This is a genomic window from Paenibacillus sp. D51F, assembly GCF_053345695.1.
In genome coordinates, this window is record NZ_JBKFAO010000003.1 from 1 (window position 1) to 20,220 (window position 20,220).

The 20,220-nt window shown below is 56.6% G+C and carries 12 protein-coding genes, 13 tRNA genes and 2 rRNA genes; all 27 read left to right on the forward strand.

Features of this window, described 5'->3' with window-relative positions; translation table 11 throughout:
- Positions 1 to 62 (forward strand): 16S ribosomal RNA (locus tag ACLBWT_RS06625); the annotation flags it as partial.
- 228 nt (positions 63 to 290) lie between these two features.
- A tRNA-Ile gene (locus tag ACLBWT_RS06630) sits at positions 291 to 367 on the forward strand.
- A 25-nt stretch (positions 368 to 392) separates the two neighbouring features.
- Positions 393 to 468: transfer RNA gene (locus ACLBWT_RS06635), tRNA-Ala, on the forward strand.
- A 147-nt stretch (positions 469 to 615) separates the two neighbouring features.
- Positions 616 to 3,544, forward strand: a 23S ribosomal RNA gene (locus ACLBWT_RS06640).
- A gap of 173 nt (positions 3,545 to 3,717) precedes the next feature.
- A tRNA-Asn gene (locus ACLBWT_RS06645) sits at positions 3,718 to 3,793 on the forward strand.
- Between the two features lie 3 nt (positions 3,794 to 3,796).
- Positions 3,797 to 3,872: transfer RNA gene (locus ACLBWT_RS06650), tRNA-Thr, on the forward strand.
- Positions 3,873 to 3,879: 7 nt separating this feature from the next.
- Positions 3,880 to 3,954 (forward strand) — tRNA-Glu (locus ACLBWT_RS06655).
- 46 nt (positions 3,955 to 4,000) lie between these two features.
- Positions 4,001 to 4,076, forward strand: a tRNA-Val gene (locus tag ACLBWT_RS06660).
- Between the two features lie 9 nt (positions 4,077 to 4,085).
- Positions 4,086 to 4,160, forward strand: a tRNA-Gln gene (locus ACLBWT_RS06665).
- A 5-nt stretch (positions 4,161 to 4,165) separates the two neighbouring features.
- Positions 4,166 to 4,238, forward strand: a tRNA-Lys gene (locus ACLBWT_RS06670).
- Between the two features lie 14 nt (positions 4,239 to 4,252).
- Positions 4,253 to 4,333, forward strand: a tRNA-Leu gene (locus ACLBWT_RS06675).
- A gap of 190 nt (positions 4,334 to 4,523) precedes the next feature.
- Entirely contained in the window at positions 4,524 to 5,348 is an 825-nt protein-coding gene (locus ACLBWT_RS06680; RefSeq protein ID WP_447662270.1) for an ABC transporter ATP-binding protein, read from the forward strand.
- 80 nt (positions 5,349 to 5,428) lie between these two features.
- The gene (locus tag ACLBWT_RS06685) at positions 5,429 to 6,223 is read left to right on the forward strand and encodes a (2Fe-2S)-binding protein (RefSeq protein WP_447662271.1); all 795 of its coding nucleotides are present in this window, start codon (positions 5,429 to 5,431) and stop codon (positions 6,221 to 6,223) included.
- A 94-nt stretch (positions 6,224 to 6,317) separates the two neighbouring features.
- Positions 6,318 to 6,392: transfer RNA gene (locus ACLBWT_RS06690), tRNA-Gly, on the forward strand.
- A 6-nt stretch (positions 6,393 to 6,398) separates the two neighbouring features.
- Positions 6,399 to 6,475: transfer RNA gene (locus ACLBWT_RS06695), tRNA-Arg, on the forward strand.
- A gap of 9 nt (positions 6,476 to 6,484) precedes the next feature.
- Positions 6,485 to 6,561, forward strand: a tRNA-Pro gene (locus ACLBWT_RS06700).
- 8 nt (positions 6,562 to 6,569) lie between these two features.
- Positions 6,570 to 6,643, forward strand: a tRNA-Gly gene (locus tag ACLBWT_RS06705).
- Between the two features lie 144 nt (positions 6,644 to 6,787).
- Positions 6,788 to 7,561 (forward strand): polysaccharide deacetylase family protein, encoded by a 774-nt coding sequence (locus ACLBWT_RS06710; RefSeq protein ID WP_447662272.1) that lies wholly within the window; start codon positions 6,788 to 6,790, stop codon positions 7,559 to 7,561.
- A gap of 388 nt (positions 7,562 to 7,949) precedes the next feature.
- Entirely contained in the window at positions 7,950 to 10,745 is a 2,796-nt protein-coding gene (gene ppc / locus ACLBWT_RS06715) for a phosphoenolpyruvate carboxylase (protein ID WP_447662273.1), read from the forward strand.
- A 144-nt stretch (positions 10,746 to 10,889) separates the two neighbouring features.
- Positions 10,890 to 11,822: an EamA family transporter gene (locus ACLBWT_RS06720; RefSeq protein ID WP_447662274.1), complete on the forward strand. Its 933-nt coding sequence runs from the start codon at positions 10,890 to 10,892 to the stop codon at positions 11,820 to 11,822.
- Positions 11,819 to 12,394: an RNA polymerase sigma factor SigW gene (gene sigW, locus ACLBWT_RS06725; protein WP_447662275.1), complete on the forward strand. Its 576-nt coding sequence runs from the start codon at positions 11,819 to 11,821 to the stop codon at positions 12,392 to 12,394. The genes ACLBWT_RS06720 and sigW overlap by 4 nt, the downstream gene beginning before the upstream one ends.
- A 143-nt stretch (positions 12,395 to 12,537) precedes the next feature.
- The gene (locus ACLBWT_RS06730) at positions 12,538 to 13,164 is read left to right on the forward strand and encodes a zf-HC2 domain-containing protein (protein ID WP_447662276.1); all 627 of its coding nucleotides are present in this window, start codon (positions 12,538 to 12,540) and stop codon (positions 13,162 to 13,164) included.
- A gap of 163 nt (positions 13,165 to 13,327) precedes the next feature.
- A complete protein-coding gene (gene cdaA, locus ACLBWT_RS06735) occupies positions 13,328 to 14,170 on the forward strand; it encodes a diadenylate cyclase CdaA (RefSeq protein ID WP_447662277.1) in 843 nt (280 codons plus the stop codon).
- Positions 14,163 to 15,548: a CdaR family protein gene (locus ACLBWT_RS06740; RefSeq protein ID WP_447662278.1), complete on the forward strand. Its 1,386-nt coding sequence runs from the start codon at positions 14,163 to 14,165 to the stop codon at positions 15,546 to 15,548. The genes cdaA and ACLBWT_RS06740 overlap by 8 nt, the downstream gene beginning before the upstream one ends.
- A gap of 612 nt (positions 15,549 to 16,160) precedes the next feature.
- Positions 16,161 to 17,501 carry a phosphoglucosamine mutase gene (gene glmM, locus ACLBWT_RS06745; protein ID WP_447662279.1) on the forward strand — a complete coding sequence of 447 codons (1,341 nt, stop codon included), beginning with the start codon at positions 16,161 to 16,163 and terminating at the stop codon, positions 17,499 to 17,501.
- Positions 17,502 to 17,894: 393 nt separating this feature from the next.
- A complete protein-coding gene (locus tag ACLBWT_RS06750; protein ID WP_447662280.1) occupies positions 17,895 to 18,110 on the forward strand; it encodes a hypothetical protein in 216 nt (71 codons plus the stop codon).
- Between the two features lie 239 nt (positions 18,111 to 18,349).
- Positions 18,350 to 20,185: a glutamine--fructose-6-phosphate transaminase (isomerizing) gene (glmS, locus tag ACLBWT_RS06755; RefSeq protein WP_447662281.1), complete on the forward strand. Its 1,836-nt coding sequence runs from the start codon at positions 18,350 to 18,352 to the stop codon at positions 20,183 to 20,185.
- Positions 20,186 to 20,220: the final 35 nt, after the last annotated feature.

A 20,220-nucleotide genomic window follows, 5' to 3' on the forward strand; every position in this document is an offset into this window, starting at 1 on the left:
TGATTGGGGTGAAGTCGTAACAAGGTAGCCGTATCGGAAGGTGCGGCTGGATCACCTCCTTTCTATGGAGAATCGCTTCCTGCAACGGAAGCATTCAAATTCGGAGTGTCGCCAGACACTCCACGAGAAGCCCTCGGGTTTCAAATCGGAATCGCAAGATTCCAACCGGCTTGTCACTCACTCGTTGTCAGTTTTGAAAGAGCAAGTCTCTTTCTACAGGAGCTCTTGTTTTTTTCTTCTGTTTGGAGGAAAAAATGTTCTCCACATGGGAACCAAGTCAATATCGACGAGGGCCTTTAGCTCAGCTGGTTAGAGCGCACCCCTGATAAGGGTGAGGTCGGTGGTTCGAGTCCACTAAGGCCCACCATTTGTCTTTGCAGACAACCTTATACGGGGCCATAGCTCAGCTGGGAGAGCGCCTGCCTTGCAAGCAGGAGGTCAGGAGTTCGATCCTCCTTGGCTCCACCAACCATTTTATTGGAAGTGTCTTTTGCTGAGGTAACACTCGGTGGACGGCTCATCCGTAAAAACACTTGTTCCTTGAAAACTGGATACGAACGAATATGAAATGCTGAAACATCCTTAGCTGTTTCTTAACCAGGCTATACAGCCTTAGGTTAAGCTACTAAGAGCGCACGGAGGATGCCTAGGCGCCAGAAGCCGATGAAGGACGTGGCGAACCACGATAGGCCTCGGGGAGCTGTAAGCAAGCGTTGATCCGGGGATTTCCGAATGGGGAAACCCAGCTGGAGTAATGTCCAGTTACTGCAGAGTGAATACATAGCTCTGCGTGAGGCATACCAGGGGAACTGAAACATCTAAGTACCCTGAGGAAGAGAAAACAATAGTGATTCCGTCAGTAGCGGCGAGCGAACGCGGATTAGCCCAAACCAGGAGGCTTGCCTCCTGGGGTTGTGGGACGTCTCACATGGAGTTACAAAGGAATGGGTTAGGCGAAGAGGTCTGGAAAGGCCCGCTACAAGAGGTAAAAGCCCTGTACCCAAAAGTCCATTCCCTCCGAGACGGATCCCGAGTACCGCGAGACACGTGAAACCTCGTGGGAATCCGGCAGGACCATCTGCCAAGGCTAAATACTCTCTGGCGACCGATAGTGAAGCAGTACCGTGAGGGAAAGGTGAAAAGCACCGCGGGAGCGGAGTGAAATAGAACCTGAAACCGTGCGCTTACAAGAAGTCAGAGCCCTCTATATGGGTGATGGCGTGCCTTTTGTAGAATGAACCGGCGAGTTACGTTCACGTGCAAGGTTAAGTCGGGAAGACGGAGCCGCAGCGAAAGCGAGTCTGAATAGGGCGCCATAGTACGTGGGTGTAGACCCGAAACCGTGTGATCTACCCCTGTCCAGGGTGAAGGTGCGGTAACACGCACTGGAGGCCCGAACCCACGAATGTTGAAAAATTCGGGGATGAGGTGGGGGTAGCGGAGAAATTCCAATCGAACTCGGAAATAGCTGGTTCTCCCCGAAATAGCTTTAGGGCTAGCCTCGGTGTTGAGCATGCTGGAGGTAGAGCACTGATTGGGTGCGGGGCCCGCCAAGGGTTACCAAGTCCAGTCAAACTCCGAATGCCAGTCATGTATAACCGGGAGTCAGACGGTGAGTGCTAAGATCCATCGTCAAGAGGGAAACAGCCCAGATCATCAGCTAAGGTCCCCAAGTGTGTGTTAAGTGGGAAAGGATGTGGAGTTGCCCAGACAACCAGGATGTTGGCTTAGAAGCAGCCACCATTTAAAGAGTGCGTAATAGCTCACTGGTCGAGTGACTCTGCGCCGAAAATGTAACGGGGCTAAACACACCACCGAAGCTATGGCATGTACCATTTGGTACTTGGGTAGGGGAGCGTTGTGTATAGGTTGAAGTCAGACCGTAAGGACTGGTGGACAGTACACAAGTGAGAATGCCGGTATGAGTAACGAAAAGATCAGTGAGAATCTGATCCGCCGTAAGCCTAAGGGTTCCTGAGGAAGGTTCGTCCGCTCAGGGTAAGTCGGGACCTAAGGCGAGGCCGAAAGGCGTAGTCGAAGGACAACAGGTTGATATTCCTGTACCACCGCAAGCCGTTACGAGCAATGGAGTGACGCAGAAGGGTAGTGACGCGGACCGATGGATGTGTCCGTCCAAGCAGTGAGGCTGGTTTGTTGGCAAATCCGCAAACCGTAAGGCTGGGCTGTGATGGGGAGGGAAACTTTAGTACCGAAGGTCATGATCTCCAGCTGCCAAGAAAAGCTTCTAGCCAGGCGAAGGTGCCCGTACCGCAAACCGACACAGGTAGGCGAGCAGAGCATGCTAAGGCGCGCGGAGTAACTCTCGTTAAGGAACTCGGCAACATGACCCCGTAACTTCGGGAGAAGGGGTGCCTCGGTAGGGTGAATAGCCCGAGGGGGCCGCAGTGAAAAGGCCCAAGCGACTGTTTAGCAAAAACACAGGTCTGTGCGAAGCCGTAAGGCGAAGTATACGGGCTGACGCCTGCCCGGTGCTGGAAGGTTAAGGGGAGCGGTTAGGGGCAACCCGAAGCTGTGAACCGAAGCCCCAGTAAACGGCGGCCGTAACTATAACGGTCCTAAGGTAGCGAAATTCCTTGTCAGGTAAATTCTGACCCGCACGAATGGCGTAACGACTTGGGCGCTGTCTCAACGAGAGATCCGGTGAAATTTTAATACCTGTGAAGATGCAGGTTACCCGCGACAAGACGGAAAGACCCCATGGAGCTTTACTGCAGCTTGATATTGGACTTTGGTACGATCTGTACAGGATAGGTGGGAGCCTTAGAAGCCGGAGCGCCAGCTTCGGTGGAGGCACCGTTGGGATACCACCCTGATCGTATCGGAGTTCTAACCTGGTACCGTGAAGCCGGTACAGGGACCGTGTCAGGCGGGCAGTTTGACTGGGGCGGTCGCCTCCTAAAATGTAACGGAGGCGCCCAAAGGTTCCCTCAGAATGGTTGGAAATCATTCGCAGCGTGCAAAGGCATAAGGGAGCTTGACTGCGAGACCTACAAGTCGAGCAGGGACGAAAGTCGGGCTTAGTGATCCGGTGGTACCGAATGGAAGGGCCATCGCTCAACGGATAAAAGCTACCCTGGGGATAACAGGCTTATCTCCCCCAAGAGTCCACATCGACGGGGAGGTTTGGCACCTCGATGTCGGCTCATCGCATCCTGGGGCTGAAGTAGGTCCCAAGGGTTGGGCTGTTCGCCCATTAAAGCGGTACGCGAGCTGGGTTCAGAACGTCGTGAGACAGTTCGGTCCCTATCTGTCGTGGGCGCAGGAAATTTGAGAGGAGCTGTCCTTAGTACGAGAGGACCGGGATGGACGTACCGCTGGTGTACCAGTTGTTCCGCCAGGAGCACCGCTGGGTAGCTACGTACGGACGGGATAAGCGCTGAAAGCATCTAAGCGCGAAGCCCCCCTCAAGATGAGATTTCCCAGTATGTAAGACCCCTGGTAGACGACCAGGTTGATAGGTTCGGGGTGGAAGCGCAGCAATGCGTGCAGCTGACGAATACTAATCGGTCGAGGGCTTATCCTATGGATCAAGCATCACGGGAGATCGTCGCAAGACGATGACCGTGAGCGAGACATGGCGAGAATGAATCCGAATACGATTCGCTAGCCATGCAAGAAAAAGCAAATGGACTCAGCATCCATCCTATTCGTTCGATCCAGTTTTCAAGGCGCAAGCTTTGAATGCAAACCGCATATTCCCTGATAGCTCAGTTGGTAGAGCACTCGACTGTTAATCGAGTTGTCACAGGTTCGAGTCCTGTTCGGGGAGCCATTTGCTCTCATAGCTCAGTAGGTAGAGTGCATCCATGGTAAGGATGAGGTCACCGGTTCGATCCCGGTTGAGAGCTCCACAATCGTGGCCCGTTGGTCAAGGGGTTAAGACACCTCCCTTTCACGGAGGTAACAGGGGTTCGAATCCCCTACGGGTCACCATTTTTTTGTTTTTACATAGTAAATGGTTCATTGGGCAAATTATTTAGGAAGCTTAGCTCAGCTGGGAGAGCATCTGCCTTACAAGCAGAGGGTCGGGGGTTCGATCCCCTCAGCTTCCACCATATGCCTGTTGGGGATTAGCCAAGCGGTAAGGCAACGGACTTTGACTCCGTCATTCTCAGGTTCGATCCCTGAATCCCCAGCCATTTGCGAGCCATTAGCTCAGTTGGTAGAGCACCTGACTTTTAATCAGGGTGTCGAAGGTTCGAGTCCTTCATGGCTCACTTTTTTTTATTTTGCGCGTATGGCGGAATTGGCAGACGCACCAGACTTAGGATCTGGCGCCTTCGGCGTGGGGGTTCAAGTCCCTCTACGCGCATCCACAAAACCTTGAGAAATCAAGGTTTTTTTGTTTTTCCCGAATATACCGCTGAACCGTCCCGGGCGGCTGAAATCGATAATTCTTTTGACAATTCAATTGAGAACCGTTATCATATATTGTATAATGATAATCGTTATCAAATAATCGGGTCGCAGCGATCCGTCCAAGCAGAGAGGAGCTTGCAGCCATGGTTCGATTGACGACCAGCCAGCTGGATATAGCCTATGAAAAGAGACAGATCGTCCGTGATCTCAACCTGAGCATCCCTCAGGGGAAAATTACGGCCCTGGTAGGGTCCAACGGCTCCGGCAAGTCGACGATTCTGAAGACGATGGCTCGCCTGATGTCTCCTCAAAACGGACAGGTGCTGCTTGACGGAAAGTCCATTCATAAGCAGGCCACCAAGGAAGTCGCCAAGGAATTGGCGATTCTGCCTCAGAACCCGACGGCTCCCGACGGGCTGACGGTTCAGGAGCTTGTCTCCTACGGCCGCTTCCCTTATCAGAAGGGATTTGCCTCCATGCGCAAGGAAGACCGCGAGATCGTGGACTGGGCGCTTCAGGCGACGAGCATGACGGAGTTCGCGGATCGTCCTGTGGACCAGCTGTCGGGCGGACAGCGGCAGCGGGGATGGATTGCCATGGCGCTGGCGCAGGAGACGGACATTCTCTTCCTCGACGAGCCGACGACATTCCTTGATATGGCTCATCAGCTCGACGTTCTGCAGCTTCTTGAAGAGCTGAACGAGAAGGCGAAGCGGACGATTGTCATGGTCGTCCACGACTTGAACCATGCCTCGCGTTTCGCCCATCATATGATCGCGATCAAATCAGGCCGAGTTCTGGCTGAGGGCGCGCCGGCTGAAGTCATGACGCCTGCCGTGATGAGGGATGTATTCGGCATCGAAGCGGATATCGTATCGGATCCGCGTACAGGAGTGCCTCTGTGCCTACCCTATGCTTTGGCGCCAAAAGAAGAGCGCAGGGAATCGGCAGCAGCCTTGGTATCGTAGCCGCAGCAGATGCTGCAGGCGGCTGTTTCGAGCCGCTAGAACGCCTAGGAAACGGAGTTTTAGGAATCGAGGGATAAGCCATGAACGCAGATATCAAGCAGAAGCTCTCAGACAAGCATGGACTGCTGTGGGAGCTTCCCGATGGAATTCATATGACGGCTACCGCAGAGGAGCTGGCGCGGCCAGACACGGCTTCCCGGTTCCTCAAGCTGTATGCGGGCCTGCTTCCGTCCACATCGATCCAGCCTTCGGCTACATACTTCTGTTCCTGGGCGAGAAGCCTCACAGGCGCGGTGCACTGGCTTCTGGCCAGCCGCAGCGGCTGCCTGTCGGTGGATCCGCAGGATTGGACCGTCGTGCTGTCCAAACCGGGAGCATACGCTTCCATCGGCTTCATGCCTTCTTCCACCACGCTTGTCACCGTGGAAGGCGACGGCTCGGCTATAGACCCGGAGACCGTCATGGACCGTTTATACGGAGAGCTGATCGCACCGATTTTCCGAACCTTCGCTGATGTGTCCGGCGTTCGCCAGAACGACCTGTGGCGGCTCATGGCGACGAATTTGAACTATACCAAGGCGACATTGCTTGCAGACTCGCCCGAAGAAAATGAATTCATGTCCTTGGAATCGGACTTCCGTTACGTGCTGGCTGAAATGTCCGGCGAGAAGGTAGGCTTGGCCCGCAATCCGCTGGCCATTCCGATGAGATACGTGGACAATCCGTATAAGCCCGGAGAGCATAGCATGATGCGGGCTTCATGCTGCCTGGCGTACATGACGGACTTCGCCAAATACTGCTATACTTGTCCAAGGCTCAAAGCTTCCGAACGAGGCAAAATGTTACAGGAAATCCGGGAGATGCAGAAGGTTTAAAAGAGCGTAAAACAATTTCAAAAAAACACTTGCATTCCTTTGGGCAAGCTGATATATTATTACTTGTCGCGCTGAACAAAAGCGATGACAACAAGCGGAAGTGGCTCAGCGGTAGAGCATCGCCTTGCCAAGGCGAGGGTCGCGGGTTCGATTCCCGTCTTCCGCTCCATAGTGTGTGCCCGTAGCTCAGCTGGATAGAGCATTTGACTACGAATCAAAAGGTCGGGAGTTCGAATCTCTCCGGGCACGCCATTTAAATTTCGGGATGTAGCTCAGCTTGGTAGAGCACCTGGTTTGGGACCAGGGGGTCGCATGTTCAAATCGTGTCATCCCGACCATTTAGTTTGCGGGTGTAGTTCAATGGTAGAACTTCAGCCTTCCAAGCTGATAGCGTGGGTTCGATTCCCATCACCCGCTCCATACTATACATAATCTATCGGATCCTTGCCCTCGGGCAGGGATTTTTTGTTTTGATTGTTGGTTTTGGGATGGATTGCGCCCCCCTTGGGAAACCTGAATCGGAATGACTATTGGGTTGCCTAGCCCAAGCAAGGGGGTTGCAAGATGCCTACGAAGAAATTTATCGGTGCGGCGAAGAAGCCGCGCTGGATGCTGCTCGGCATAGCAGCGGTTATCGGTACCGGGTACGCGGCGCCTCATGGGGAAAAGGGCAGAGACTATTTCGAGTCCACGGGCCAGGCGTTATGGGAAGTGAAATCGGATCAAAAAGTAATCGCGATGACTTTCGACGACGGACCTGACCCGGTAAAGACCGCACTCATCCTCGACGTACTGAAGGAATACGAAGCGAAGGCTACTTTTTTCGTCATCGGCAAAAATGCGGAGAAGTATCCGGATGTCGTAAGGAGGGAGGCGGAGGAAGGCCATGAAGTGGCTAACCACACCTATACCCATCTGATGAAGCAGCCGCCTCAAGTGGATAAGCTGATCCGCGAAGTGGAGCGCAGCCAGGCGGTGCTGACCGGCATTACCGGCATCAAGCCGGTGCTGTTCCGGCCGCCGGGAGGCATCTACAACGAACCGATGCTGCAAGCGATGAAAAAAGAAGGGATGATGACGATCCTCTGGTCATGGCATCAGGATACGCGCGATTGGGCTCGGCCGGGCACAAGCGCCATCGTGAATAAAGTCATGCGGAACGTGCGAAGCGGCGATATCATTCTTTTCCATGACCGGGTGGAGCACAGCATGCAGACAATCGAAGCGCTCAAACAGATTCTCCCCAGCCTGAAGAAGCAGGGTTACCGGTTCGTTACCGTCAGCGAGCTGATCCGGTACGACAGCCGGCCGATATGGAACAAAGCCGAAAAGCCTTGAGCGACTCAAGGCTTTTTTCTTTGATTCCGCCGCTGGATGCCGCTGCTTCACCGCTGTGACTCGCCAAAAAATACTGGCTTCGACAGTCTTCTATCCCAAAAGGTTTTGTAGTATGATGATTAAAGTGATTTTAGGCACCAGTTAGCGGGTAAGACGGGCCAGAGGGCCGGCCGTACATGACGTTTGAGCAGCAAGGGTTTGAGGTAATGGCATGAACCTGCCGTACGCCTCGATACGACGCCTTGTTATTCAGCGTACCGGTAACCGGAGCGGGGCTAGCAGGAGAGCAGCCGCGCTTACCGTGTTTGCAAAATCAGCCATTTCATGCACTCTACGCTAACGATGCGGTTCCGCCCGCCTTGGGCAAGGAACCTGGAGGAGGAACAGAATGTCGGAACAGGCTGTAACCGCCCAAACGGCGAATCGCCCGCAATCCAATAACCTGCTGCGCCGCGACGTCCGTTTCTTGGGAAATATTCTAGGGGATGTACTCGTTCACCAGGGCGGCGAGGAGCTGCTGGAAGTCGTGGAGAGAATCCGCGAGATGAGCAAGGCGCTGCGCGCCGAGTTCGTCACGGAGCTGTACGATGAGTTCAAACAGACGATTACGACGCTGGACCCTGATATCCGCCATCAGGTTGTCCGCGCGTTCGCGATCTATTTCCAGCTGGTCAATATCGCGGAACAGAACCATCGGATCCGGCGCAAGCGGGACTATGAGCGCTCAGCCGGAGAATCGGTCCAGCCGGGCTCGATCGAAGCGGCTGTCCAAGGTCTGCAGGAGCGCCATATCTCCATCGACGACGTGAAATCCATGCTGAACGACATCTCCCTCGAGCTCGTCATGACGGCGCATCCAACGGAGGCGACCCGCCGCGTCGTGCAGGACATCCACAAGCGGATCGCTGTCGGCATGATGGAGCTGGACAATCCGAACCTGGCCTACCGGGAGCGGGAGAAGCTTCGCGAAGGACTGCTCAATGAAGTGCTGATCCTTTGGCAGACCGATGAGCTGCGCGACCGCAAGCCGACGGTCATCGACGAGGTGCGCAACGGCCTTTACTATTTCGATGAAACGCTGTTCGAGGTTCTTCCCAACGTCTACGAGGAACTGGAGCGCTGCCTTCACAAGTATTATCCGGAAGAGCATTGGCATGTGCCGACTTACCTGAAGTTCGGCTCCTGGATCGGCGGCGACCGGGACGGCAACCCTTCCGTCAAGGCCAAGGTGACCTGGGAGACGCTGACGCTGCACAAGCAGCTCGCGCTCCGCAAGTACGAGACCGTCCTGAAGCAATGGATGGAGATTCTCAGCTTCAGCACGAACATCGTGGAGGTGCCGGCGGAGCTGATGGATTCCATCGCGAAGGATCAGCAGAGCGTGGAGCTGCGCGGCGCCGACAGATGGCGCAACACCAAGGAGCCGTACAAGATCAAGCTCAGCTACATGCTCGAGAAGCTTGTCAATACAGGGGACGATTCCCTTCGCAGCTCGTCCAAGCGCTACGGCAGTCCGGATGAATTCAAGGAGGATCTGCTGCTCATCGACCGCAGCCTGCGTTCGCATTATGCGGATTATACGGCCGATACGCATGTCCGCAAGCTGATCCGCCAGGTGGAGCTGTTCGGCTTCCACATGGCCGCTCTGGACATCCGCCAGCACAGCCAGGAGCATGAGAACGCCATGGCGGAGGTTCTTGCGAAGATGCATATCGTCGAGGATTATGCGGCGCTGGGCGAAGAAGAGAAGATCGGGCTGCTCGCCAAGCTGCTGGAAGATCCTCGTCCGCTTACGTCGGGCCATCTGGAATATTCCGAAGGAACCCGCGAATGCCTCGACGTCTATCAGACCGTCTACCGCGCCCAGCAGGAGTTTGGGACAGATTGCATCTCCAGCTATCTGATCAGCATGACCCGAGGCGCCAGCGACATGCTTGAGGTCATGGTATTCGCCAAGGAAGTCGGCCTCTTCCGCAAGGAAGCGGACGGCTCGGTGCGATGCACGCTCCAGTCGGTGCCGCTCTTCGAGACGATCGACGATCTGCATGCCGCGCCTGACATCATGAAGAGGCTGTTCGAGCTGCCGCTCTACCGCAAAGCCGTCGAGGCAAGAGGCAACCAGCATGAGATCATGCTGGGCTACTCCGACAGCAACAAGGACGGCGGTGTCGTAACGGCCAACTGGGAGCTGCGCATGGCCCTCAACGACATCACGGAGACGGGCTCGCAATACGGCGTCAAGCTCAAGTTCTTCCACGGCCGGGGCGGCGCGCTGGGCCGGGGCGGCATGCCGCTCGGCCGCAGCATTCTCGCTCAGCCTCCGCATACGATCGGAGGCGGAATCAAGATCACGGAGCAGGGCGAGGTGCTCTCGTCGCGCTACTCCATGCAAGGGATCGCGTACCGCAGCCTGGAGCAGGCGACTTGGGCGCTGCTGACCGCGGCGCGGCTGGCGATGCATCCGGAGCAGATGGCTCCTGAAAATCCGGAATGGGATGAAATCGCCAAGGAGATCTCCGAGACGGCGCAGCGGAAATACCAGGATCTCATTTTCCGGGATCCGGACTTCATGGAGTTCTTCAAGGGAACGACTCCGCTGTCCGAAGTGGGCGAGCTCAACATCGGGTCGCGTCCGTCCAAGCGCAAGAACAGCGATCGCTTCGAGGATCTGCGCGCGATTCCTTGGGTATTCGCCTGGACGCAGAGCCGTTACCTGCTTCCGGCCTGGTACGCCGCCGGAACCGCGTTCCGGAGTTATGCCGGAGCGGATGAGAAGCGGCTCCAGACTCTTCAGGAGATGTACAAGGACTTCCCGTTCTTCCGCTCGCTTGTCGACAACCTGCAAATGGCTATGGCCAAAGCCGATCTGATCATCGCAAGAGAATATGCCGGCATGATTCAGAACGAACAGGTCCGTGACCGGATCTTCCGCCTCGTGGAGGAGGAATACGATTTGACGTTGAAGTTCATCCTCGACATTACGGGACAAAAAGACTTGCTGGACAACGTTCCGGTCATTCAGGAATCGATCCGCTTGCGCAATCCTTACGTCGATCCGCTCAGCTACCTTCAAGTCGAGCTGCTGACGGAGCTGCGCCGGGAAGAGGGCGACAACGCCCATCTGCTGCGCGAAGTGCTGCTCACGATCAACGGAATTGCCGCAGGCCTCCGCAATACAGGCTGACAACCTGAACGACAAGCAACTCGCATCTACACAAGGGTGACTTGTTCATCTGAAGGAAAGGCAGCAAGCGGCCGCACTGCTCAAGCTATGAGCATTGCGGCCTTCTTGCTGCCTTTCCCGGCTTGAAAGGGGCGTCTAGAGGCTATGGGGAGACTGGCAAGAGGGAGCTATTGGACATCCGTGCTGCTCGTGCTGCTCGGGGCATCCAGCTACGGATTGATGTCGCCGCTCATCAAGCATGTGTATGGATTCGGGTACACGTTCAGCCAGGTCGTCGTCCATCAGCTGGCTGCCGGGGCTGCGATGCTGTGGATCGCGGCTGGAGCGGCAAGGGGGCGCAGCGGCGCTTCCTTGCGCCCCCGCCTGTCATTGGGACAATGGACCGGGCTCGCGCTGATCGGCACGGCGGGACTGGCGATGACGACGGTGCTGTACAATCAAGCCCTGCAAGGGCTCAAAGCCTCCTTTGCCATCGTCTTGCTTTTTCAGTTCACCTGGATTACGATTGCGCTAGACAGTATCTGGAACCGCCGTCTTCCGGGATGGGGAAGGCTGGGATGCGTGGCGGTCATTGCTGCCGGCACGGTGCTCGCGCTTGGAATCGGCGGAGCTTCATGGCCGCACGCCGCAGTCATGCCGCTGTTATGCGGACTGGGCGCAGCGTTCACCTACAGCCTGTATTTGGCGGGAACCGGACGTTTCCGGAGAGATCTCAATCCCGCCGCGGCTTCAGCTATTATGGTCACATTCGGATTTATACTGGTCCTGGCGCTGTTCGGCAGAGGCGCATGGGCGGGAGCGGCCGAACCCCGGCTCATCTTGTGGGCGGTCGTGCTTGCGCTGCTCGGGCAAGTCATCCCCACTCTACTGTTAACGATCGGGATTCCGCGCATAGGGAGCAGCCTCGCCGCGCTGCTGGGGGCCATGGAGCTGCCCGTAGCGGCAGCGGCAGCCTGGCTGATCGGAGGAGAGACGCTCAGCGCTCTCCAGCTGGGAGGCATCGCGGCGATTCTGGCCGGCATCGTGCTGGCTCAGAAGGTTCCCGCCAAGGAAAGTCCGGCAAGTCTGGAGGAATGAATGCAGTGAAATCCATCGAAGCCAACCTGATCCGGCTCGCGCTCAAGGGAGACCAGCGAGCGTTCGCGGATCTGGTTGGCATGTATCAGGACAAGTTATACCATTTGGCTTACCGGATGCTGTACAACCGCCAGGAAGCTGAGGATGCCGTTCAGGAGACGTTCCTGAGGGTGTTCCGCAATATGGAGCGGTATGACGAGTCGATGAAGTTCTCGACCTGGATCTACCGGATTACGACCAATCTGGCCATCGACCGGCTGCGCCGCCGCAAGCCGGGCTTCTCGCTGGACGCGGAGGTGCCGGAGCATGACGGGCTGGACGGCTATTCCATGTTCGCTAGCGAGGATGCATCCCCCGAGGACGAGGTGCTGCTGTCGGAGACCCAGCGGATCATCCGCACGGCGATCGATACGCTGCCTCCAAAGTACAAATCCGTCATGGTGCTGCGTTACCTGGAGGACTTGTCGCTGCAGGAAATCAGCGATGTGCTCGATATGCCGGTCACGACGATTAAGACGCGCGTCCATAGGGGAAGGGAATTCCTCCGCAAGAAGCTTGAGCACAAATTATAAGCCGCAGGGCTCAGCATAACAGGCTCAAAAAAACGAAACACAACGTGATCTCGCAACGTAAGCTATGAAGTAGAGCGCCGATCAGCGCGTTTTTCAAAAGTCATCGGGAAACGATCCGTTCCCTGAAGAAAGGACTGGCTGCCATGAAATGCAATGTCGCCATCGTTTGGATGCATGACTATATAGACGGCGAGCTGCCCCGCGAGGACGCCGTCGTTCTGAAGGAGCATCTGCTTTCCTGTCCGGGATGCCGGGCACGCTTCGAGCAGCTCGAGAAGACCGAGGCGCTTCTCTCCTCCGCCATGACGGAACCGAGGGAGCCGATGCTTGCGCCTGCGGCTTCGGCGGCGCTGACCGAAAGAATTATAAAACAAATTCCCCCTCCGGCTCGTCATAGAGATTGGACGGGATGGATTCGCAGACATCCTGCCTTGACGGCAGCGGCCGTATTCGTGCTGGTCATGCTGGCCAGCTTCGCGCCCGCCGTCAACAACGGTTCCGAGCTAATCGTGCGCGGCGACGATCTGAGACAGGTCGTCATCGACGGCCATACGGTCATCGTTCCCGAAGGCGCCCATCTGAAGGGCAGCCTGACGGTCGAGAACGGCATCGCCGACGTACGGGGAGACGTGCAGGGCAGCGTCACGGTTGTGGACGGCTCTCTGCTGACGGCCTCCACGGCTCACATCGCCGGTCAAACACGCAAGATCGACCAGCTGCTGGACCGGCTTTGGTACAAGGTGACCCAGACTTTCGGAAGCACTCCGTGAAGGCTACAGGCCACGCTCCCTGCGCAAGGGAGCTTTTTTTTTTGCTTGACAAGGATTTGTGGTAAGCTAACTAGAAAAGAATAGGGTTAGCACAACACTCAGGGTCAGCTTGCGGACAACAGAAAAAAAGACATCCGGCAGGCAGCGGGCGGGGGTATCGAACATGGGATTTTTCACGGAAATGACTTGGCAGGGCTGGATCCGCAACGTGATCGACATCGGCATCGTCAGTTATATCATATACAAGCTAATTCTGCTGGTACGGGGCACTCGGGCCGTGCAGCTGATCAAAGGGATCTTCATGCTTGTGGGGACTTGGGCCATCAGCACCTGGCTGGATCTGTACACCTTGAAGTGGCTCATGAACCAAATGTTCACCTTCGGGGTCGTGACGGTGCTCGTCATCTTCCAGCCGGAGCTGCGCCGGGCGCTGGAGCAGCTCGGGAGGGGCAAGCTGTTCGCACGGACTTCGTCGGCGGATCGGGATCAGCTCAACGAGCGGATTACCGAGCTGATCAAGGCGATACAGTTCATGTCCAAGCGTCGGATCGGAGCGCTCATCGTATTCGAGCGCATGACCGGCCTTACGGAGCTGATCGAATCCGGCATCAAGATGGAATCGCGCATCAGCTCGGAGCTGCTCATCAATATCTTCACTCCGAACACGCCGCTCCATGACGGAGCGGTCATCATCCGGGGGCCGCAAATCACGGCGGCCGCCTGCTATTTGCCTCTCTCCGAGAATCCCTTCATCAGCAAGGAGCTCGGAACCCGCCACCGCGCCGCGATCGGCGTCAGCGAAGTGACCGATGCGATATGCGTCGTCGTCTCCGAAGAGACGGGACAGGTTACTCTTGCCGTTGGCGGCATCATCGTGCGGGACATCAAGGAAGAGTCTCTCATCTCCAAGCTGTTCGAGGAGTTGACGCTGCAAAGCTCCATGAAAGCGAAGCAGAGGTCCAGATTCAGCCTGCGCAAAAAGAAAGAAGGCGATGCCAATGGATAAATGGCTCAGCCATCCAACGGCCATCAAGATCCTTTCGGTCGTCATCGGCATCCTGCTCTGGGCAGTGGTGCATTTCGATCCGGAATCGACGCCCAATACAGTCGCCTCGACAACCGAGACCCAAAGCGTCGATGTCGTGAAAATCCAGACGACCGGACTGGATGAATCGGCTTATTCACTCAAGCTGCTGGAGCCGAGCGTAGCCAAGATGATGGTCAAGGGCAGCCGGTCCGCGCTTGCCTTTACGACGAATGACGATTACTCCATCAGCGTCAACCTGGAAGGCAAGGGACCGGGCACATATACTATTCCGCTGACAGTAGGCAAGCTGCCAAGGGGAATCGAGCTCGTGACGCTGTCGCCGAGCCAGGTGGAGGTCGTCATCGACCGCCTGGAAAAGGGGACGTTCGAGGCTGGCGTCGTCACGCAAGGCAAGCCAGCGGAAGGGTACGAGCTTGGAACGCCTGTCATCAAGCCGGGAAGCACGGTGGAGGTCACGCTGCCGGCTCAGGATCTTGCCCGCGTCGGCTCCGTCAAGGTTTTCGTCAATGTAGATGGAGAAGATGCGCCCGTGCATGAGAAGAAAGCCAAAATCTCCGTGTTCGACAAATCGGGCAACGAAATCAAAGGAGCGGCGCTGAACCCCGGCACTCTGGATGTAGAGGTTCCGCTGACGATGCCAAGCAAGGAAGTCCCTCTGCAGATCGGTTATAAGGGCAGCCTGCCCGGCGGCCTTACGCTGGAGGGAATCCAGTCCAAGTCGAGCACGGTCAAGCTGTACGGCCCGAGAGGGCTTCTCGAGGAAGTCAACCAGCTGGCGGCTGATGTGGACCTCAGCCAGATCCGCAGCTCTGGCGATGTCGAGCTGGAGCTGCTGCCGCCCGAAGGACTGAAGGCGGTCGAGCCGTCCAAAGTCACCGTAACCGTTACATTGTCTTCTTCGGGGACGAAGACTCTCCAGGTACCCGTCACATTCGAGAATACGCCGAGGGGACTGGATGCAGCGCTGGAAGCGCCCCGGGATGGAACCGTGGATATCCAGGTAAGCGGCTCTCCGGAGGAACTGGACAGGCTGACCGCTGCGGATATCCGCGCTGTCGCCAGCCTGGCGAATCTCGCGGAAGGCGCCCATGAGGTGCGCCTTGCGTTGACGCTGCCGAACGGCGTCCAAGCTGTCGGCGAGCCGCCGCTTGTGACCGTCAAGCTTGTTGCCAGCGAGCCTGCCTCGGGATTGCCCGAGAGTAGTCCGTCTCCTTCGCCCAGCCCTTCGCCAAGCCCTTCGCCCGGCAATGATGGCGGCAAGGGGAACGATCCGGCAGGAGACGGTGCTGCCGGGGAGGGCAATGCATCCGACGGCGGAGGGAGCAACTCCCCGTGAAGTGCTAGTGATGCTTGCTTGCTCGCTGCTAAGCGGCAGACGCGGGTGAAGCGACCAACGGAAGCGAGTAACGCACAGCATGGAATATAATGCAACAAATGAATAGCAACAAGTGTATAGCAACAAAGTACAGCAACAAATGTAAAGCAACAAATCTATAGCAACTGCGTAAAGCAACAAATCTATAGCAACTACTTAAAGCAACAAATGTTCATCAACTAACGTATAGAAGCTGCGTGCAGAAGCTGACCGACCGCAACCAACGTGCAGCAGCAATACGTGCCGTAACTAACGTACCAGCAGCAAATGTGCCGTAACTAACATACATACCCGCTTGCATGAGCAATGCTGGCATAGCGCCAGCGGCCGGAGCGGGGAAGCAGCCTTGATCCAAGCCTTCTTGGGTTTCCGGGTTTTTCCAGCCATGCATTTCGGAACCCGACTGGGCTCGGTCTGCGTATGATGAATTCCGGGGCTATTTTCCATGGCATAAGGTTGCGATAGTTTTAATGGGATAAACCCTTTATAATGAATACCATTCTTCTCCTCAATCATTTCTATCATACAAGCTTGCTAAAAGGGAGCTTACAAAAAAGGGGCTTTTCATTCACTATGGGCAAATATTTCGGAACCGACGGGGTTCGCGGGGTAGCGAACAGCGAACTCACGCCGGAGCTTGCATATAAAATCGGCCGCTGCGGCGGCTACGTACTAACAGCTGGAGCACATAAGCCGACCGTCGTCATCGGCCTCGACACCCGCATTTCCGGCCCGATGCTGGAGTCGGCGCTCATCGCCGGCCTTCTCTCCATCGGAGCAAGCGTTGTAAGACTTGGCGTCGTATCGACTCCGGCTGTCGCATACCTCACCCGGATGCTGAAGGCCGATGCCGGCGTCATGATCTCGGCTTCGCATAACCCGGTGCAGGACAATGGCATCAAGTTTTTCGGCGGCGACGGCTTCAAGCTGTCGGACGAGACCGAAAACGAGATCGAGCGCCTGATGGATGCCGAGACGGACGAGCTGCCGCGTCCTACTGGCGGAGATATCGGCACGGCGAGTTATGACGGGAACGCGAAGCGTCTGTACATCGACTTCCTCAAGACGACCGTCTCTTCCCGCTTCGAGGGGCTTAAAGTTGTCCTCGACTGCGCCAACGGAGCGGCTTACGAGCTCGCCCCTGCGGTGTTCCGCGAGCTGGGGGCGGAGATCATCACGGTGGGAGCGGAGCCGGACGGCCGCAACATCAATGAAGGTGTAGGCTCCACCCATCCGGAATACCTGCGCGAGGAAGTGCTGCGTCACGGAGCGGATCTCGGCCTAAGCTTCGACGGCGACGCCGACCGCTTGATCGCCATCGACGAGAACGGCGAGGAAGTCGACGGCGACTTCATCCTCTGCATACTGGGGGATGCCATGAAGCGCGAAGGCAAGCTCATGAACGACACGGTCGTGACGACAGTCATGAGCAACATCGGCTTCTTCAAGGCGGCGGAATCCCTCGGCCTGAACACAGCCAAGACGGCTGTAGGCGATCGCTACGTCATGGAAGAGATGCGCCGCGGCGGCTTCAATCTGGGCGGCGAGCAGTCCGGCCATGTCATTTTCCTGGACTATAATACGACCGGAGACGGCATCCTGACCGCTCTGCAGCTGACAGATGCGCTGGTGAAGTCGGGCGGCAAGCTGAGCGGACTGCGCAGCTTGATGCGCAAATACCCGCAGGTGCTCATCAACGTGCGGGTGGCCGACAAGTCGATGTACAACGACAATCAGGCGATTCTTGCTGCCGTAGCGCAGGTGGAAGGCGAGATGGGCGACAACGGGCGTGTACTCGTGCGTCCTTCGGGGACGGAGTCTCTGATCCGCGTCATGGCGGAAGGCCCGGACAAGGATCAGGTTGCGGCTTACGTCGACCAGATCGTTGCCGTTGTAAAAGCCGAGCTCGGCTAATAACGGCCGCCTTTTCAAAAAATAGCAGATGACGGTTAACCCGGGTGCTTCCCGGGTTAATGTCTTCTATCTGCAAGGTTTGTCCGCCATTCAGTTGCATTTCAAGCCTGCATTGAATATGATATAGGGTATTGGTTTTGATTCCGGAAGGAAAGCGAGGATCGAGGTTGGATCAGGCAATATAAGCGCCAGAGCTTGCAAAAAAGGAAGCCGATTTTCGGCAGGACTCCCGGCCACGGAGCGGGAGCATAGGATAGCCCGGTCAATTCGGGCACGATCCACAGTCGTTGACGCCGGATAGAAGATCCAGGCGAGAAAGCGGCGGGACCGGGCGGCTTCGCGAGGAGCGGCGACCTTTGGATTCCTGAGGCATTCCCGGAGCAAGCTGACGAGGTGAAGGTGTTCGAAACATTCGGCGGGGACCTTCCGGTGGGCATGACATCGACAGCCGTTATCGCAAAAGGACGCGGGCAACCGGTCTTACAAACGAACGGCACCATGCTGGAATGGAACGTAGAGGGCATTGCCGGCAGCTTAGCCGGTTTGCTTTTGGACCTTATAGATTTTTTAGAAGCAACATACTATTACAGGACGGGTCTGCCGCCCTGAAGGTTTGCGATGCCCGTCAATAACATGCGCCGAGCGCATGATGGATCGGGCTGCTGCGGATACTAGGCCAAGGATGGCGACATCCAGGGTTCTGTTCTCTGCTGCTTAAGGTCATCGGCGTCCTATGGGACTGCCTCGCCACCACTGATTCGACAAAAACGGAATCGGCGCAGGAGAAGCCTGCGTCCATATGGCATCCAACCGGGCGGCCGGCGCCGCATACGGAGGTTTATTTCACTATGTGTGGAATCGTTGGTTATATCGGCAATCGTGACTCGAAGGAAGTTCTGATCGAAGGACTCAAGAAATTGGAATACCGTGGGTATGACTCCGCAGGCATCGCCGTATTCACGGACAGTGGTCTGGAAATCCGCAAATCCAAGGGACGCCTTGCGAACCTGGAGGAAAAGCTCGTCAGCGAGCCGATTCAAGGCTCCGTCGGCATCGGACATACGCGTTGGGCGACGCACGGCAAGCCATCCGATGTGAACTCCCATCCGCATACCGACAACTCCTCGAAGTTCTCGGTCGTTCACAACGGCATTGTCGAAAACTATATGGATCTCAAGGAAGAGCTCGGCGCGAAAGGTCATACCTTCGTGTCGGAAACCGACACCGAGGTCATCTCCCATCTGATCGCCGACGAGTACGACGGCGATATCGTCACGGCGGTGCAACGTGCCGTGAAACGCATGAGAGGCGCTTACGCCCTCGGCGTTCTGACCGAATACGAGCCGGAGAAGCTGGTCGCAGTGCGTTTCGCGAGCCCGCTCGTCATCGGCGTCGGCGAGAACGAGAACTTTATCGGCTCCGATATTCCGGCCATTCTGGAATATACGCGCAACGTGTACATTCTGAATGATGGCGAAATGGCGGTTCTGACGCGCTCCGGTGTCGAACTGATGACGACTTCGGGCGACATTATTTCCAAGGAAATATTCCATGTCGACTGGGATCTTGTTACCGCGGAAAAAGCCGGTTTCGACCACTTCATGCTCAAGGAAATCCATGAGCAGCCGAAGGCTTACCGCGACACGATGATGAGCCGCATCAGCGAAGACGGCAAGTCGGTCGATCTCAAGAAGGAAATCAGCATGACGACGGAGCAGATCCGCGGCATCTCCCGCGTGCATATCGTCGCTTGCGGAACGGCTTACCACGCCGGTCTCGTCGGCAAAACCGTCATCGAGAGCCTGGCTCGCATTCCGGTGGAAACCGATGTCGCTTCTGAATACCGTTATCGTTCGCCGATCATCACGCCTGACACGCTCGTCATCGTCGTGAGCCAATCCGGCGAGACGGCCGATACGCTGGCCGCTCTTCGTGAAGCGAAGCGCAACGGCGCGCGCGTGCTTACGATCACGAACGTAGTCGGCAGCTCGATCGCCCGCGACGCGGACGATGTCATCACGACCTGGGCGGGACCTGAGATCGCGGTCGCTTCGACCAAAGCGTACTCCTCGCAGCTGATCGCCTTCTACCTGCTTGGCTTGTACCTGGGGCAAGAGCGCGGCACCGTCGAGGCGGAGCAAGCAGCGGAGATCATTGCCGCCATGCAGAAGCTGCCGGAGCAAGTCGAGCAGATTCTGGAGCAGGCGAACATCTTCAAGACTGTCGCCGAATCCGTGTCGAAACATGCCAACCTGTTCTTCATCGGACGCGGCCTCGACTTCGCCGTAGCCCAAGAGGGATCTCTGAAGCTGAAGGAAATCAGCTACATCCACTCCGAGGCTTACCCGGCCGGCGAACTGAAGCACGGCACGCTGGCGCTGATCGAGGAAGGCATTCCGGTCATCGCTCTGGTGACGCAGGAAGAGCTGTACGAGAAGACGCTGAGCAACATCAAGGAAGTCAAAGCTCGCGGCGCGCATGTTCTGGGCATAGCCAACGCAGGCTACGAGGAAGAAGTCATGAAGTCGGTCGATGAGGTGTTCTCGATTCCTCGCACGCTTCCGCTGCTGACGCCTGCGCTGTCGGTCGTTCCTCTTCAGCTGCTGAGCTACCACGCTTCGCTGGCCCTGGGCAACGACGTGGATAAGCCAAGGAACTTGGCGAAGAGCGTGACGGTGGAGTAAGGAAGGCGAGTGGTTTTAAAACGGATTTTCTTTGA

What these genes read in the sequence shown, in the direction of transcription:
- sigW (WP_447662275.1), top strand. Translation starts at nt 11,819, where the DNA reads ATGAATGCAGTGAAATCCATCGAAGCCAACCTGATCCGGCTCGCGCTC.
- ACLBWT_RS06740 (WP_447662278.1), top strand. Translation starts at nt 14,163, where the DNA reads ATGGATAAATGGCTCAGCCATCCAACGGCCATCAAGATCCTTTCGGTC.
- cdaA (WP_447662277.1), top strand. Translation starts at nt 13,328, where the DNA reads ATGGGATTTTTCACGGAAATGACTTGGCAGGGCTGGATCCGCAACGTG.
- glmS (WP_447662281.1), top strand. Translation starts at nt 18,350, where the DNA reads ATGTGTGGAATCGTTGGTTATATCGGCAATCGTGACTCGAAGGAAGTT.
- ACLBWT_RS06710 (WP_447662272.1), top strand. Translation starts at nt 6,788, where the DNA reads ATGCCTACGAAGAAATTTATCGGTGCGGCGAAGAAGCCGCGCTGGATG.
- ACLBWT_RS06720 (WP_447662274.1), top strand. Translation starts at nt 10,890, where the DNA reads ATGGGGAGACTGGCAAGAGGGAGCTATTGGACATCCGTGCTGCTCGTG.
- ppc (WP_447662273.1), top strand. Translation starts at nt 7,950, where the DNA reads ATGTCGGAACAGGCTGTAACCGCCCAAACGGCGAATCGCCCGCAATCC.
- ACLBWT_RS06680 (WP_447662270.1), top strand. Translation starts at nt 4,524, where the DNA reads ATGGTTCGATTGACGACCAGCCAGCTGGATATAGCCTATGAAAAGAGA.
- ACLBWT_RS06730 (WP_447662276.1), top strand. Translation starts at nt 12,538, where the DNA reads ATGAAATGCAATGTCGCCATCGTTTGGATGCATGACTATATAGACGGC.
- ACLBWT_RS06685 (WP_447662271.1), top strand. Translation starts at nt 5,429, where the DNA reads ATGAACGCAGATATCAAGCAGAAGCTCTCAGACAAGCATGGACTGCTG.
- glmM (WP_447662279.1), top strand. Translation starts at nt 16,161, where the DNA reads ATGGGCAAATATTTCGGAACCGACGGGGTTCGCGGGGTAGCGAACAGC.